Source organism: Bacillus sp. PK3-067, assembly GCF_056738645.1.
The window spans coordinates 4,326,910-4,342,290 of the sequence record NZ_CP096490.1; the positions used below are offsets into that span (position 1 = coordinate 4,326,910).

Annotated in this window: 19 protein-coding genes; 4 read left to right on the plus strand and 15 right to left on the minus strand. The window is 33.9% G+C overall.

All coding sequences use genetic code 11. The features are described from left to right. Positions 1-114 precede the first annotated feature (114 nt). From M1D73_RS22265 to M1D73_RS22300, 8 genes are all read right to left on the minus strand, one after another. Entirely contained in the window at positions 115-864 is a 750-nt protein-coding gene (locus M1D73_RS22265; RefSeq protein WP_000873069.1) for a class I SAM-dependent methyltransferase, read from the minus strand. Continuing rightward, positions 861-1,217, minus strand: coding sequence for a ribosome silencing factor (gene rsfS / locus M1D73_RS22270; protein WP_000998173.1), 357 nt, complete (start codon positions 1,215-1,217; stop codon positions 861-863). Before rsfS ends, M1D73_RS22265 begins: the two co-directional genes overlap by 4 nt. Then, positions 1,214-1,783: a bis(5'-nucleosyl)-tetraphosphatase (symmetrical) YqeK gene (gene yqeK / locus M1D73_RS22275; RefSeq protein WP_001078477.1), complete on the minus strand. Its 570-nt coding sequence runs from the start codon at positions 1,781-1,783 to the stop codon at positions 1,214-1,216. The genes rsfS and yqeK overlap by 4 nt, the downstream gene beginning before the upstream one ends. Then, a complete protein-coding gene (gene nadD / locus M1D73_RS22280; protein ID WP_001226046.1) occupies positions 1,773-2,342 on the minus strand; it encodes a nicotinate-nucleotide adenylyltransferase in 570 nt (189 codons plus the stop codon). The genes yqeK and nadD overlap by 11 nt, the downstream gene beginning before the upstream one ends. Positions 2,343-2,479: 137 nt before the next feature. Continuing rightward, positions 2,480-2,773 carry a ribosome assembly RNA-binding protein YhbY gene (gene yhbY / locus M1D73_RS22285; protein ID WP_000955224.1) on the minus strand — a complete coding sequence of 98 codons (294 nt, stop codon included), beginning with the start codon at positions 2,771-2,773 and terminating at the stop codon, positions 2,480-2,482. 5 nt (positions 2,774-2,778) lie between these two features. Beyond that, positions 2,779-3,612, minus strand: coding sequence for a shikimate dehydrogenase (gene aroE / locus M1D73_RS22290; RefSeq protein ID WP_121868077.1), 834 nt, complete (start codon positions 3,610-3,612; stop codon positions 2,779-2,781). A 15-nt stretch (positions 3,613-3,627) separates the two neighbouring features. Continuing rightward, complete coding sequence (gene yqeH / locus M1D73_RS22295) at positions 3,628-4,734, minus strand: ribosome biogenesis GTPase YqeH (RefSeq protein WP_000140799.1); 1,107 nt, start codon at positions 4,732-4,734, stop codon at positions 3,628-3,630. Positions 4,735-4,737: 3 nt separating this feature from the next. Next, positions 4,738-5,250, minus strand: coding sequence for a YqeG family HAD IIIA-type phosphatase (locus tag M1D73_RS22300; RefSeq protein ID WP_000765314.1), 513 nt, complete (start codon positions 5,248-5,250; stop codon positions 4,738-4,740). A 246-nt stretch (positions 5,251-5,496) separates the two neighbouring features. On the opposite strand from M1D73_RS22300, the gene sda reads away from it, so the two are divergent. After that, positions 5,497-5,652 carry a sporulation histidine kinase inhibitor Sda gene (gene sda, locus M1D73_RS22305; RefSeq protein ID WP_000850094.1) on the plus strand — a complete coding sequence of 52 codons (156 nt, stop codon included), beginning with the start codon at positions 5,497-5,499 and terminating at the stop codon, positions 5,650-5,652. Between the two features lie 185 nt (positions 5,653-5,837). Here sda and M1D73_RS22310 read toward each other — a convergent pair whose 3' ends face one another. Further along, complete coding sequence (locus M1D73_RS22310) at positions 5,838-6,626, minus strand: phosphatidylserine decarboxylase (RefSeq protein WP_001255003.1); 789 nt, start codon at positions 6,624-6,626, stop codon at positions 5,838-5,840. A gap of 289 nt (positions 6,627-6,915) precedes the next feature. Further along, on the minus strand, positions 6,916-7,629 hold the full coding sequence (gene sigK, locus M1D73_RS22315; protein ID WP_000051382.1) for an RNA polymerase sporulation sigma factor SigK: 714 nt from the start codon (positions 7,627-7,629) through the stop codon (positions 6,916-6,918). A gap of 152 nt (positions 7,630-7,781) precedes the next feature. Between sigK and M1D73_RS22320 the strand changes: the two genes are divergently transcribed. After that, entirely contained in the window at positions 7,782-8,702 is a 921-nt protein-coding gene (locus M1D73_RS22320; protein ID WP_002041824.1) for a hypothetical protein, read from the plus strand. A 43-nt stretch (positions 8,703-8,745) separates the two neighbouring features. Here M1D73_RS22320 and M1D73_RS22325 read toward each other — a convergent pair whose 3' ends face one another. From M1D73_RS22325 to M1D73_RS22335, 3 genes are all read right to left on the minus strand, one after another. Continuing rightward, positions 8,746-10,242, minus strand: coding sequence for a YcdB/YcdC domain-containing protein (locus M1D73_RS22325; protein ID WP_121868078.1), 1,497 nt, complete (start codon positions 10,240-10,242; stop codon positions 8,746-8,748). An 85-nt stretch (positions 10,243-10,327) separates the two neighbouring features. Further along, positions 10,328-10,477, minus strand: coding sequence for a 50S ribosomal protein L33 (gene rpmG / locus M1D73_RS22330; RefSeq protein WP_001265617.1), 150 nt, complete (start codon positions 10,475-10,477; stop codon positions 10,328-10,330). Positions 10,478-10,672: 195 nt separating this feature from the next. Continuing rightward, positions 10,673-11,299: a nitroreductase family protein gene (locus M1D73_RS22335; RefSeq protein ID WP_121868079.1), complete on the minus strand. Its 627-nt coding sequence runs from the start codon at positions 11,297-11,299 to the stop codon at positions 10,673-10,675. 349 nt (positions 11,300-11,648) lie between these two features. Here M1D73_RS22335 and M1D73_RS22340 point away from each other — a divergent pair, with 349 nt between their 5' ends. After that, complete coding sequence (locus M1D73_RS22340; RefSeq protein WP_000456230.1) at positions 11,649-12,299, plus strand: GTP pyrophosphokinase; 651 nt, start codon at positions 11,649-11,651, stop codon at positions 12,297-12,299. 77 nt (positions 12,300-12,376) lie between these two features. Here the strand turns inward: M1D73_RS22340 and M1D73_RS22345 are convergent, their stop codons facing one another. Continuing rightward, positions 12,377-12,844 (minus strand): hypothetical protein, encoded by a 468-nt coding sequence (locus M1D73_RS22345; RefSeq protein ID WP_000792894.1) that lies wholly within the window; start codon positions 12,842-12,844, stop codon positions 12,377-12,379. 54 nt (positions 12,845-12,898) lie between these two features. Next, on the minus strand, positions 12,899-14,284 hold the full coding sequence (locus M1D73_RS22350) for an alkaline phosphatase (RefSeq protein WP_000714912.1): 1,386 nt from the start codon (positions 14,282-14,284) through the stop codon (positions 12,899-12,901). Between the two features lie 261 nt (positions 14,285-14,545). Here M1D73_RS22350 and M1D73_RS22355 point away from each other — a divergent pair, with 261 nt between their 5' ends. Then, positions 14,546-15,379: a GNAT family N-acetyltransferase gene (locus tag M1D73_RS22355; protein ID WP_000706687.1), complete on the plus strand. Its 834-nt coding sequence runs from the start codon at positions 14,546-14,548 to the stop codon at positions 15,377-15,379. The last annotated feature ends 2 nt before the right edge of the window (positions 15,380-15,381 follow it).

Here is a 15,381-nt window from a genome sequence, read left to right on the forward strand (position 1 = left end):
ATTTTCACTTCAACTACTATTCCCACACTTTACGCATACAATCTTCAGATTATGCTAGAACTAAAAATACATCTTCTTTATAAAACAAAAGCAACCTTCTCGGTTGCTTTTGTTTTATCCGTTTTTCTTCGCCATGAAGAAAATACGCTCTGTTTGTTCTGTAACTTCAAGTCGCTCAAAATCACCTGTTACACGAAGCACTGTAAAACCTGCTTCTTCAAGCCATTTCGTTAACTCTTCCACTTGATATGCACGTTGCACGTGACATTCGTCAAACCGATGGTACACATCTTCTTCCGGATCTTGAACAAAGAATGTTAAATCATGCTCTACACTATTTGATTCTTCACCAGGGAAGCAATTCCAAATAAGAGATATTTCTTCTCCATTCACTGTATACGTTTCATTTTGAAATACATGATGTATTTTATATAAAGAATGTACATCAAATAAAAACAAACCATCTTGACGTAAATGATGAAATACTCTTCTAAATGTTTCTTGTACTCCATCTTCTTGCAATACATAATTTAATGAATCACAAAAGATGGTTACACAATCAAACTCACCTGGAACATCAAGCTCTCGCATGTCTTGTTGATAAAAAGGAATAAAGTATCCCTCTCCTCCTAGTTTTTGCTGAGCGACTGTTAACATTTCTTCTGAAAGATCGACACCTATTAAATCGTAACCCTTTTGCACAAGCGGCAGGGTTACATTACCTGTACCGCATGCTACATCAAGAATTTTTGCCTCTTTCATATCTGCCTGCTGTAAACTTTCCTCTGTAAATTCCACCCATTTATCATAAGGGACATCATTCATTAGTTCGTCGTACAACAATGCAAATTGTTCGTATTTCATTGGCCTAACTCTTCTGTAATATCTTCACGTGGCACATCGCCCCATAGACGCTCTAAATTATAGTGATTACGCTCATCTTTATGGAATACATGAGCAACTACATCTCCAAGATCAACTAATACCCAACGTGCTTCGTCAAACCCTTCCATACGTTGTACGTCGATTTGGAACTCATGTGCTTTTGATTTAATTTCACGTGCAATTGCTTGCACTTGTTTGTCTGAATTCCCGTGACAAATAATGAAATAATCTGCAATTGGTGAAATACCTTGCATATTTAGGACAACCATATCTTCTGCTCTCTTATCATCAGCTGCTTTTGCCGCTAATACTAATAAATCTTTATCGTTCATTTACTCATTTCCTCCTTGATAACTGCATTGTATGTTTGGAATGTTAATGGATAAATCGTCTGATCTTTTTCCATTAAAAATTGAATTGTTCTCTTTAACGCAAATAATAAAGCTTGATTTATATCCGTATATGCGAGTTTACGAGCCTCTTCCACTCCTGGAAACTTTCGCCCAGGTTCAATGTAATCAGCTACATAAATCACTTTATCTAACATCGTCATATTCTCATGACCACTTGTATGATATGTAATAGCTTGCAAAATTTCAGAATCCGTAATGCCTACTTCTTTTTCTACTAAGTATGCCCCAACAGGTGCATGCCATAACTCTTTGTTATAGCAAAGTAAATCTTTCGGCAAATCTTCACGTTTAATAATCTCTTCCATCTCTGAAATTGCTCTACATTTCGCATAATCATGGAATATAGCTGCCATCTCTGCTTTTTTTTCGTCCACACCGTATAACTTAGCAAGCTCAATCGCTGTCTCCATTACACCAATTGTGTGTATATAACGTTTTTCATGCATTTGTTGTTTGACAATATGCAGTGCATTCTCACGATTCATACAACCCATTCCTCTCGATATATACCTGTACTTTTTCGGGAAGTAAATATTTACACGTTTTCTTCTCCTTATATCTCTCACGTAATAAGGATGAAGAAACTGCAAATTCCGGAATTTCCACTGTAGTAATCTTATATGGTGTATGCAATGTATACCCAGGTCTTGCAACTCCAACAAACGTTACAAGATTAAATAAAGCTTCAATGTTATACCACTTCGGTAAATACTCAACCATATCCCCACCAATAATAAAGTGAAACTGCACATCCGGATACTTCTTCGTCAATTGTAACATAGTGTCATACGTATAAGATGGGCCCTTCCTACTTAGCTCTTCTAAACAAATAGAAAAGTGCTCTTCTGCCTCAGTCGCGAGCTCTAACATATGTAAACGACTTTCTACACTTGTAATATTCCGCCCTTGTTTATGTGGCGGAATCTGGTTTGGCAAGAACCATACTTCTTCCAAGTTCAAAGCGTGATATACTTCATTTGCAATTAGCAAATGTCCATAGTGAGGCGGATCAAATGTACCGCCAATGATGCCAATTTTTCTCAAAAGAAACGCCCCTTCCTTTTACATACAGCAACTCTCCTCGGTTAGGAATGAAGAGAGTTGCTATTAATAAAAGTTCAATTGGTTTCGCTCTCTACATCATTACGCATAAACGATAAAAATAGCGCATGCTAGTCTTTTTATCGAGGAAGCTTAATTTGTTTATTTTCTCTTGATTCTTTGTATAAAACGATTGTGCTTCCAATTACTTGAACGATTTCAGCACGTGCACCTTTTGCAAGTTCTTCCGCAACCTCACGGCGATCAAATTCACAGTTTTGTAATACACTTACTTTAAATAACTCACGAGCTTCTAAAGTATCTGCGATTTGTTTAATCATATTTTCATTTACTCCGCCTTTTCCTACTTGAAAAATTGGTGTTAAATGATGTGCTTGTGCACGTAAAAATCTTTTTTGTTTTCCTGTTAACATATATGTTAGCCTCCAAGCTTTTCTATAACTAATTGTTTCATTCTCTCAATATTTGGCGTGCGTCCTGTCCACATTTCAAATGCAAGTGCTCCTTGATAAACAAACATATCAATACCATTTTGAATGATTGCACCTTGCTCTTTTGCCTCACATAAAATTTTCGTTTCAAATGGATTATAAATTATATCTGATACAATCGTTCCTTTTTTTAACGAACAAATTTGTAATGGCGTATGTTCTACGTGTGGATGCATACCTATCGTTGTCGTCTGAATGATAATATCATAATTTCCTTGTTCTTCTGTCGCTTTTTCTAACGACAAAGCAACAGAATTAACATCGGCCGTACGTGCAGCAATAAGTTCCTTTGCCTTATCTACTGTACGATTGGCTACATCAATCTCTTTTACACCTACATCAGCAAGAGAAAAATAAATAGCTCGGCTAGCACCACCTGAACCAAGTAACAAAATACGTTTCCCTTGAAGTGGTTCATTACTAATTGACTGCAGCGCTCGAACAAAACCAATCCCGTCTGTGTTATAGCCAATTAATCTTCCATCCTTATGAACCACTGTATTTACTGCACCGATTTTCCTTGCCAATGGGTCAATCTCATCCAAATACTCCATAATAGCAACCTTGTGCGGAGTTGTTACATTAAATCCTGAAATACCTAATGCTTTTAAACCTCTTACTGCTTCCCCTAGCAATTCCTCTTCAACAAGGAACGCATGATAATGGGCATCCATATTCATGTGTTCAAATGCATCGTTATGCATAACGGGTGATAATGAATGTCCAATTGGATTTCCGATTACACCATATAATTGTTTCATAAATCCCTCTCCATATTAAATTAAAGATTTACGTAGTGAAACACTTACTCCTTTTGGTACGTGTGCAACAATTTTTGCTCCTGGTTCGTTCACAGTAACCCATCCTAATCCAGAGAATACAACATCCGTTTTAGGTTCACGAATATTAAATTCGTATTTCACTAGCTCAGGCATATTTGCTAATTCTTCTGGCGTTGGTGGGCTTAGTAAATCCCCGGCATGATTTTTATATAATTCATCTGCTTTCTCAAGCTTTGTACGATGGATTGTTAAGCGATTCGAGAAGTGACAAGTAAATGCACGACGACCACCACTTACATAATCAAAACGTGCCAATCCACTAAAGAATAACGTTTGTTCTTCATTTAATTGGAATACCATCGGCTTAATTTCTTTTGTTGGTGTAATAAGCTTTAAGCTTTGCTTTCCAACATAATGAGCCATTTGGTGGTGGTTAATAATACCTGGCGTATCATATAAAGAAGACTCTTCGTCCAATGGAATATCAATTAAATCAAGTGTTGTTCCTGGGAAATGAGATGTTGTAATTACATTTTCAGTCTCATCACTAAATTCTTTAATCATACGATTAATAAATGTCGATTTCCCTACATTCGTACATCCAACAACATAAACATCTTTGCCGCCGCGATAATACTCAATAGCATCTGCTAGTTCAGCGATTCCTTGTCCCTTCGCTGCACTAATTAAAAAGACATCTTCTGGTTTTAATCCTAGCTGCTTTGCACTATAGCGCATCCAATGTTTTACTTTATCATGTTTTACTGACTTTGGAATTAAATCAGCTTTATTTCCAACAAGTAATACTTTATTATTCCCTACGAAACGATGTAAGCCAGGTAACCAGCTACCATTAAAATCAAAAATATCTACAATTTTGACTACTAATGCATCTGATTTTCCAATTCCATTTAAAATGCGTAGGAAGTCATCATCTGTTAACGATACATCTTGAATTTCATTGTAATGCTTCAAGCGAAAACAACGTTGACAAATAACTTGTTCTTTCTCTAAAGATGAGGCAGGAGCATACCCCACTTCGTTTTTATTTTCTGTTTGAATTTCTACACCGCAACCAATACATTTAATTGTTTCAGTCAAACTTTATTCCTCCCAGTTAATTAAACCTTTTTTCTTCATATTTTTCATAATTCTTCGTTCAATTTTTCGATTAAAGCGCGTTACTAATCCGTCCGTTTGTGCTACCGGTACAACTAAAATTGTATGAAGGCCTACTCGGTTGCCACCAAGCACGTCCGTCAGTAACTGATCTCCAATTACTACAACTTCATCTGGCTGCAAACGCATCTCTTGTATCGCACGCTTAAATGCGCGAACAAATGGTTTACGTGCACTATGAATAAATGGAATACCTAATGGATCAGCAAAATCTTTTACACGTTGCTCATTATTATTTGAAACGACCGTTACTTGAATGCCTTGCTCTTTCATTTCCAAGAACCATTTTTCAAGTTGCGGTGTTGCATTGGGACGATCCCATTCAATTAAAGTGTTATCTAAGTCAGTAATAACGCCTTTAATCCCACGTTTTTTTAAATCTTCTGGTTGAACATGATATACATTTTTCACATATTCATTTGGTAAAAATAGTTTCAATTTCTTTCACCTCTTTGAGGATTTTTCATAAAATTTTTCGACAACATTTTTCGATATATAACCTGTGGATAAAATTGTACACATTTTCCACATTAATTTTTCAGTTAATTTGGAATTTACTAACAAACTATACACACTTTATCCACCTAGGTATGTGGATAACCACTCGTTTGTGACTGTCATATTTTTTTGGTACATTAAATGCATCAACGAATCAATCCTTATATTATTAGGAGGTGACTCACCTTGAAAACAAAACATATGGAACAGTTATCCACTGAGTTACTCACTGAGTCTTATTATAAAGCAAAAGAACTAAAATTAAATCCCGACTTCATTTTACTTATAAAACAAGAAATCATTAGACGCTCATTAGAGGACAAGCTTGTCAAATCATCTTGATTACATATAAAGTGAAAGTTTAATCGGCCCTTACCAATTAAACAGTTAAAGGATAATTTATTGGATGCCCTGTAAAAAGAGCCATCCTACGATGGCTCTCGAATAAACAAGTACTCCCATCTAGGGGATTTCATCATTAATTATCTTTGCCCATAACTCTTACTTACGGTTATAAAAGCTTTTCTTTATTTATGAGCTAAGCGAGTAGCTATTTTTTGACCAAGACGAAGCTCTTGTCCACTCTTTAATTCCTGCACTACTTCTATCATATCTTTTTCAAACAATAACACAACTGTTGAACCAAATGTAAAGTATGCCATTTCTTCACCTTTTTGAACAGTGTCTCTCTCATGCAAAAGCTCAATACTATTAACAAACATGGCACCTACTTTTACAAGAGCCATATGCTCGCCATCACTGCTTACTTCTGTAACAGAACGATAATTTTTTGACAGTGGTTCTTTCCCGTATTCCATACCAGCTGCATTTACCGGATATGATTTTCTACCGAGTACAAATCTTTCAGTCACAGAACCAGAAAGCGGACTATGAATGCGATGATAATGACTTGGACTCAAATAAATTACCATATATGTACCGCCTGCATATCGCGTTGCACGTTCTTCATTACCTAGCATATCCACAATCGAATAACGCTTTCCTTTAATATCAAATGTTTTTGTATCCTCAATAGGACCTTGATCTGCAAAAACACCATCAACAGGACTAACGATACTCGATGCATCTGTATCAATACTACGCTTTCCTTCTTTTAGCTTACGCGTAAATAATTCATGCAATGTTCTATATTCCTTCAAACCCTTTTCCATCTCATCTTGATTAATTTGAAAAACTTTCGCATACGATGGAATAATGATAGAGCTCAAACGAGATTGTGCAAATTTACGTAATATATAAGAAGTAAAGCGACCATTTGTAAGTTCTATCATAAGTCGATATAATGTACGTCGCAAATTGCGAAACCCCCTAATCAGTCTATAACTTTAGTTTTCCCTTCTTTTCTTTCTATATCATATGTAAAATTGGTTCTTATTCCCACATATCATATAAAGCAGCCTTATTATACATACAGAAAACTAAGTATGGTATTATTCTTAAATTATTTAGCACCTTCTAATATTACAGATAGAATCCGTCATTTTCAACAGTGAACATGTATTTCTTCTTAGCATAACGCGTTTTCTTTTCTTATTTACAATAAGAAAAGCAGCCCATTTTAAATATGGCTGCTTCTAATACACTTTACTCTTTCGCTTTTTTCTCTTTCTCTGCCCTTACAAACTCGTGGAACATTTTCATTAAAGCACGCTTTTCAATCCGTGATACGTAGCTTCTAGAAATACCAAGCGCCTTAGCGATTTCCCGCTGTGTTTTCTCCTTATCTAGCCCAAGTCCAAAACGTTTCACAATCACTTCTTTTTCTCTTTCGTCTAAAATATCGATATACTCTTTAATTTTTTCTAACTCCATACTAAGCTGAATCATATCAATTACATCTTCAGACTCTGATTTTAATATATCAATAAGCGATATTTCATTGCCCTCTTTATCTTGCCCGATCGGATCATGAAGTGAAACATCTTTTTTCGTTTTCTTTAGTACACGTAAATGCATCAAAATTTCATTTTCAATACAGCGTGCTGCATACGTCGCAAGCTTCGTTCCCTTTCCAGCAGAATAGCTCTCGATCGCTTTAATGAGCCCGATCGTACCAATTGAAATTAAATCTTCTGCATCTTCTCCTGTGTTCTCAAATTTTTTAACGATATGAGCTACAAGCCGTAAATTATGTTCAATTAAAAGATTTCTCGCTTGAGCATCACCTTGCTCCATTAACTCTAAGTACTTTCTCTCATCATCTGATGATAACGGCTGCGGGAACGCATTATTCTTCACATAAGAAACAAAGACAAACACTTCTCGAACCATATATCCAATTGCGGCGAATAGACTCAAACCTTTCACCTCCGCCAAAATAGTGGTCTTTATTATGTGTATGTGGGCGTGAGGTTGTTTGTGTCTGTACAGTTTATTTATAAAACTCAACACTTCCAACATTTAAAATAATTTATTGTTATATTATAATTATATAAAATTGTTATTTATATATGAATATGCTATTAAAGGGGACATTATTCATGATTACATTAGAACGATTATTAAATGTAACAATTTATTTAGGAGTATTTTTACTTTTCATTTCGTTCATTACTTTTGTTATTAAAAGAGGGCCTGATTTATTATTTTTTCAATTTGGAATTTCTTTATTTTTTGGAGCTCAAATTATAACTGGAATAAAATTTTTTCATAACTATGGTTTCTCGTTTCACTCAAAACTAGAACTACTTATCTTTATTTTCTATGTAATTGGAATTATTACATGTATACTATTGTTCTTTCATTTTCAAAATCTGTATCGAATTTTTTTATTAATTTGTAGTTTTTTATTTTTAACTGGATCCAATTATTACTTTAAAGAAACATTAAATTTTAGTAAAAAAACCCCAAAGCAACATAAAACTTTTTTAAGTACACAAGAAGACTCTTTTCCAAAAGAAGTCCGTAAATTTTCAGAGGATTACAATAACATAATAAGGAATGACTTTTATGAAATACCGATGATTCCTACTGAATTACAGATTACAAGCAAAAAAGATTCTTCCCATAGTACATCTTTCTTAGTTGAACTTCATAATAGCGAGAATGAAATTACTGATGACTCTGTACAATTAACTCCATCAGACCGTTTTTATGTGCTGTTAAATACACAAAAAACAAAAATATCAAAAATAGTATATGAAGGGCAGAATTTTTTCACATTTACAGTCACACTAAAGGCTCTTAATTTACAGCAAGAACCAGAAATTCATAATATGTTTTTAGAAATAGATAAACGTAGAGCGATAAATCTTCTTAATTTTGAAATTAAAGCCCATACTAAAGAATGGAAAGTAATATTTAAAAGTGATAGTTCTCATTCCAATCTTCCTATCACATTTACTTTTGAAAAGCGAACAGGCAAATTATAAAAATAAAAAGAGTTATTTTCTTTGAAAAATAACTCTTTTTATTTTACTTACTCCAAATCTTTCTCCCAGTTTGGGCATCAATATAACGAATTTCCCGACTACAATCAAAAGGTTCTTTATATTTTTCATCTGTCGTTTGTTTGTACAGTAGTTTGTATTTCGTTTCCTCTGCATCATGATCTACAAACCATTCTAATTTAACTCGGATAGCCTCTCTGTATATTTCTAACGCTTTTTCTTTTGTTACTTTTGGTGTTGTTTCATATGTAAGTAATTTTTTTATAAAGTTGCTAGACTCCCCCGAGTAGTGCATAACAGCACCATTTTCTGCATTGATGTTGATCATAAATTGGTTATACTCTGCTGGAATATCATTTATATATACAGAAAAGATAAATCTTTCAATCCCATCTTCTGCTTCTTCACGTTCCTCCCAAAGACGCAGATATTGTTTGATATCTGGAATAACTCGTTCTAAAAATTGAAGTGCTTTTTGTAAACATTCCTCTCTAGACAGTATTTGCTTTACTTCTTTATCATCTATCAGTTTTATAAAACCAGTTAATTCATTGGTTAATTTATCAATTGTAACGCTAACTAAATTATTATATTTCAACATCGGTAAATGCTTGTTAAAGAATTCATTCATTAAATACGGATTCTTTTCTTCTTTCTGTTTTTGTAATTCCTCTTTCGGAACAAATTTCATCCTTATTTCATCATCATTTTCCGTCTCATCTACTTTTGTAAAACCTTCTTTATTCCAGTCAAATAAATCGAATACATCATCTTGTTGGCTACCCCTTTTTTGTTTTCTAACAGCCACTGTTGGCGGTAATTTATAATGATCTGGTCCAAATAAATCTTTACCTGTACTTGCATCAATAAATACATGACTAGGTTCTGGTACATACACAAGGTGGTACCCTTTTACTTCTTCTCCATTTTCATATTTACATAAAGAATGTGTTAAATCTACAAATACAAGCCTCATATCTTGTTTAGCCTTTAAGTTGTCTAAAACGATATTCTCCTCAACAATCTCACTTGGCCATAACGGCTTTTCTTTTATGCTTTCTCGTCCGTTATAATGAAAATTCACAACATTCCCTGAAGGATGCACTTGCACCACACATCCTGTATCCGGTAATGGATATCCATTTACTTCTTGCATATAATTTATTTCTTTCCAGCCACGCCAATCATCCTGGATAGTTACATATGTATAAAACTCTAATCCTTCTTCCACGTGTTTTTTTATAAATACATTTGCAATCTCTCTTACCCTATTCTCCTCTATAACTTCCTTATCACTCGAAAAATAATTTCCATCATCTATCCTAAATTCAATTAAATTACCAGTATGTCTATTCAATGTAATTTGTATCGTTCTCTCCTGATCCTCTTTATGCTCCCACCATAATAGATGATACGGGTCATCAACCCCTTCTTGATCATCTACAACAAGACTATATTCATCTGGAATGTTAATAATATGAGCCACTCGCTCTTTTCTTTCTTTATCTTTTTGATTCATCATACCGCTCCCTTTATTACATTTTAAGGTAATTATAGCAAAAAAACCAAGTAACTATAAAAAAAAGACTAGAGATATCTCTAGTCTTTTACTTCGTCTCACGATGTAACGTTACTCGCTTTAATCGTGGACAATATTTTTTTAGTTCGATGCGTTCTGGATTGTTTCGTTTATTTTTCTTAGAAATGTAATTACGATCGCCGCACTCCGTACAAGCTAATGTAATATTTACACGCATATTTAATTCTCCTTTCTTTCAAAGATCGCAACTAAAACGTAATGATTACGATTTATATATTATAAAACTTCATTCTATTTGTCAATTGCAAAAACAAGAAGATTCCATTTAGAATCCCCTTGTTTTTATAGTTAAATCAATTTTCTCCCGCATTAACGGGCAGTAAGACCCCCACTAATTAAAAGTTTCACTTTATTAAAACGATTCGTATGTAACAAATTCACTAATCGGCTTTCGATATCCTCGTGGGCGAGTTTTATTCATATCACTTTTTCCTATCGTAATCATTAAAACAGGTACTATATGCTCCGGCATATTTAATTCACTTTGTACTGCTTTTTCATCGAAACCAATCATTGGACATGTATCATAGCCATAATATTTAGCTGCGTACATAAAAGTCATCGCGCTTAACGAAGCATTTCTAATCGCTTCATCCTCCATGAAACGCTCTCCTTTTCCTTCATATAAACCTTTCGTTTGCCTAATTGTATCTTCATATTCACATTCATCAATCATTTTTAAAACTTTCATACCGAAGTAAATATTTTCAACATTTTGGTATGCTTTTTTATCACCACAAACGAGCACTACCGCTGATGCACTCGATACTTTATATTGACCGAAAGCTAATTCTTTTAATCTTTCTTTTCGCTCTTGATCACGAATTACAACATAATGTGTGTGCTGCAAATTATAGCAAGATGGAGAAAGCTTAGTTAACTCAAATATTTTTTTAAAATCCTCATTAGGGATTTCTATACCTTGTATAAATTTCATTGCAGAACGTCTAGCGATTGCTAATTCTTCAAAGTTCACCATATATCCTCCTCAATAACTATAAATTCAAATATACATTAATTTATACAAATAGATAAATCAAATAAAAACACTTTAAATCCGAATAATAATTATGATTAACAGCAAAAAAGACAAAAAGCTGAAACAATTAGTTCATACGAAATTCACACGAATCTATTACTATAGAAACTGTACATAGTGAACTTATTAACAATCACGTTTATTTATATAAAATCTTACTCGAAAGGAGTTGAAAGTATGAAAACTAAATATCGCTTTATGATCTCATCATTTGCTGCTTGCGCTTATATGATTTGGTATTTAGTATAATAACGACCTCACTTGCAAATAGGAAAAGGTGTGTATATAAATGGAATATAATCAATCAACAGTTAACTACTGGAAAGCTTTTGTATTACCATATACATTTGCTTTAGAAGAGTTAAAAACTAAATTTGAAATTATGAACCGGGAAGCTCAATTTCTAGAGGATTACAACCCGTTTGAACATATAAAAACAAGACTAAAACAACCTGAAAGTATTATTAAAAAACTAGAGCGCAAAAGCTTATTACCAACAGTTGAAAACGCTCAAACACATTTACAAGATATTATTGGTATTCGTATTACATGTTGCTTCGTAGAAGATATCTATCATTTGAAAGAAGTCATTCAAAAACGCGAAGATATGGAAGTCATAGAAGTAAAAGATTATATCGCTAACCCAAAACGAAACGGATATAAAAGTTTACACATGATTATTAAATACCCTTTATCACTAAATTCTGGTACAAAAGATGTATTTGCAGAAATTCAGTTACGTACACTAGCAATGGACTTTTGGGCAAGTTTAGAACACAAACTTTATTATAAATATGAAGGGAAAATACCGGAGTATTTAAAAGATGAACTACATGATGCAGCAATGAAAGCTGAAGATCTTGATAATAAAATGGCCACAATCCGTCAAGATATTGATGATATTGAGGCATGCTCAAATCAAATTATGCTACCACTATAAAAAAAGGTTCTCGCCAATGAGAACCTTTTTTCTACCATTTTGGGAAGTACGACTCCTACACTTATTAAAGTTTCACGTTATTTTTTCTCTATTGTTCGAACCTCTTCAATCTTCCATTTATCCTCTTCTTTTCCAAGGGCATACTGTACTTTCTTTTGAAGAGTGATACTGTCGTCTACTTCCTTTTCTTTCGTTTCAACAATAACATACCCTACTTTACTAACTTTCATATCTATATGTTCCAATTCAATTTTCTTATTTCCCTTTTGAAATGCGGCTTCTTTTTGTGTTTTTAAGTCTTCAGCACTAGGCATCTTCTTTGAAAATAACTCCATATGTTCTGCAAGATTTTTTTCATTCGTCGTTCGCACAAATGTATGAATAACATCTTGAATAGATCTCTCTTCTTCTTTTGTTATTTGTACCTTTTCCTCAGTTTTTTTAGTAGTAGATTTTTGTTCTACATTATTCTCTTCTTGTTGACATCCAACTAGTAATACTACAAATACTAAAAGGAATCTTAATTTCCTAAATAAATTTTTCATATTCCCAACTCCTAAAAAGAAAAGTGAGGCATTTCGCCTCACTTTCGCTCTTAATTAGCGTCTTCCTTTATTCGGATCGCCGCCGCCAACAATATCAAAGACACGTTTCGCTATATTTGTATTCTCTTGAACGCCAGAGAACAAGTATTTACCTGGACCAAATGCATATACGTTCACATCTTCCCCTGTATGTCCACCCGTTGTCCAGCCTGTAACCGAGCGCTTATTGAAAATATCTTCAATTGCATTATCAATCTTTGTTACATCTTTTGAAGGAGCTATATCATTTACAGCTTGAATTTCTTCTGGAGTTAATTGTAAATCAATATACTTTTTCAATGTTTCTTCTACATTTGCACCTTTTGCAATCTCATTTGCCATAAAGTCTGGTGTACGCTTTGCAGCTTTAATTGGATCTACTTTAAAGTTATACTCACCATTGGCACCTAAAGATAATCCACCAGTAGCGTGATCTGCCGTTGCAACAACTAACGTATTTTTATCTTTTTTCGCAAACTCAATCGCTGCTTTGAAAGCTTTTTCGAAGTCTTCCATTTCACTCATTGCACCAACAATATCATTATCATGTCCAGCCCAGTCGATTTGACTTCCTTCCACCATTAAGAAGAAACCATTTTTATTTTTGTTCAAACGCTCAATTGCTGCATTAGTCATTTCTTCTAATGAAGGTGTTTTCTCATTACGGTCAATCATTTTATCTAATCCACCTGGTGCAAATAAACCAAGAATTTGATCATTTTTATCATTTAACAATTGATCTCGATCCGTTACATAGCTATAACCAGATTTCTTGAACTCTTCTGTAAGATTACGATCTTTTCTAACAAAGTTCTTTACGCCGCCGCCAAGCATAACATCTACTTTATGCTTCCCTTTAATTTTCTCATCAAAATAATCATTTGCAATTGCGTCCATATTTTTACGGCTAATGTCATGCGCACCGAAAGCAGCTGGTGTTGCATGTGTAATTTCAGAAGTTGCAACGAGTCCCGTTGATTTCCCTTTTTCTTTCGCTTGCTCAAGAACTGTTTTCACTTCCGCTTTATCATTATCAACTGCAATTGCAGCATTATATGTTTTAATCCCTGCTGACATAGCTGTTGCTGCCGATGCAGAGTCTGTAATATTTTCATGTTCATCTTCTGGGTATGTTTTTTGTGTTCCTACAAGATGCTTATCAAATTCTGTAGATTCCATTTCAAAGGTTTTTGGATTATCTTTCATATAACGGTGAGCCGTCATATATGAAGGGCCCATACCATCCCCAATTAATACGATAACATTTTTAATCTTTGCATTGCTTCCGTTCTCATCTGCATTAACCTCACTAGAACGAGTAAAATTCCATGTTGCTACCGAAGTAACTGCTAATGATGCCACAACTGCAAATGGCCATGCTTTTTTCACAAACTTTTTCACTGTCTTGTCCCCCTAATTAGGTTATTCATTTCCCACTATCAAATTTAATGGAAGACTATTAAGAGAAAATTAGCTGTATGTAAATTTTTTGTTAACTTATGTAAATATCAGTTATAATTTGTATAACTTTGTCTTTTTGTATCAATCATCTCGCCCTTTACAATTTAAATATAAACAAGTTGGATTTCATTTAACGTAAATCTCTTTTTTTACATTTTGACTCTATTTTTATGAAAATAAATAGAAATGCGGTGAGCCTTTATGAAAATAGTAAAGCTAAATGAGTCTTTTATTTTTGAATTACTTAATCTTTGCAAATCTGTTGGATGGTTACACGATGAAATTTTTATGAAAAAACAATTCGAAATGTATCTTTCTATCGGCACACTTGTAGGTTACATTCATGAAAACAAACTCATTGCGACTGGAGGAGTATTTCCCTTTCCAAGTAACTTCGCTTCCATTGGTATGTTAATCGTTCACCCTAATTTTCAAGGACGCGGATTAGGGCGCATGTTGCTAAATCATTGCTTGGAACAAATTCATCCAAAACAACCCATTGCACTTATTGCGACAAAAGCTGGCGAACCTCTATACACATCATGTGGATTTCAAACAGCAACAACGATTCATCGTTTTGAAAAGCAGACTATTAAGACGTATCCTTCTCACTTACAACAAGTACAAGAAGAAGACCTTATATCTCTTACTTCTCTGGATCAAATTGCAACTGGTATGAATCGTTCTCTACTTTACTCTTTGCTATTACCAAGGGCCGTATACTCTTTTAAAATTGAAAGAAATAACTGTATAGAAGCTTTTTCATTATGCATACAAAAGGGCAATATATTATGTATCAATCCACTTATCGCCAAGCAAGAAGAAGATGCTATCCAATTATTAAAAAAGATATGTGAATGTTGGAATGGTATAGTACGAATTGATGTTCCACACTCACAATTTACATTTCGTCAATTTCTTCAAACAGAAAATTTCCAAGAAACGCTCCTTTCACCTCTTATGATAAAAAATGGTAGCCAACTTCCTGGAAATCGTAATATGCTATTTGCTATGATAGATACAGCGTTATGTTAGAA

Coding starts and splice junctions, on each gene's coding strand:
- M1D73_RS22265 (WP_000873069.1), bottom strand. CDS start 864: ATGAAATACGAACAATTTGCATTGTTGTACGACGAACTAATGAATGAT.
- rsfS (WP_000998173.1), bottom strand. CDS start 1,217: ATGAACGATAAAGATTTATTAGTATTAGCGGCAAAAGCAGCTGATGAT.
- yqeK (WP_001078477.1), bottom strand. CDS start 1,783: ATGAATCGTGAGAATGCACTGCATATTGTCAAACAACAAATGCATGAA.
- yhbY (WP_000955224.1), bottom strand. CDS start 2,773: ATGTTAACAGGAAAACAAAAAAGATTTTTACGTGCACAAGCACATCAT.
- aroE (WP_121868077.1), bottom strand. CDS start 3,612: ATGAAACAATTATATGGTGTAATCGGAAATCCAATTGGACATTCATTA.
- M1D73_RS22320 (WP_002041824.1), top strand. CDS start 7,782: ATGAATATGCTATTAAAGGGGACATTATTCATGATTACATTAGAACGA.
- M1D73_RS22325 (WP_121868078.1), bottom strand. CDS start 10,242: ATGATGAATCAAAAAGATAAAGAAAGAAAAGAGCGAGTGGCTCATATT.
- rpmG (WP_001265617.1), bottom strand. CDS start 10,477: ATGCGTGTAAATATTACATTAGCTTGTACGGAGTGCGGCGATCGTAAT.
- M1D73_RS22335 (WP_121868079.1), bottom strand. CDS start 11,299: ATGGTGAACTTTGAAGAATTAGCAATCGCTAGACGTTCTGCAATGAAA.
- M1D73_RS22340 (WP_000456230.1), top strand. CDS start 11,649: ATGGAATATAATCAATCAACAGTTAACTACTGGAAAGCTTTTGTATTA.
- M1D73_RS22345 (WP_000792894.1), bottom strand. CDS start 12,844: ATGAAAAATTTATTTAGGAAATTAAGATTCCTTTTAGTATTTGTAGTA.
- M1D73_RS22355 (WP_000706687.1), top strand. CDS start 14,546: ATGAAAATAGTAAAGCTAAATGAGTCTTTTATTTTTGAATTACTTAAT.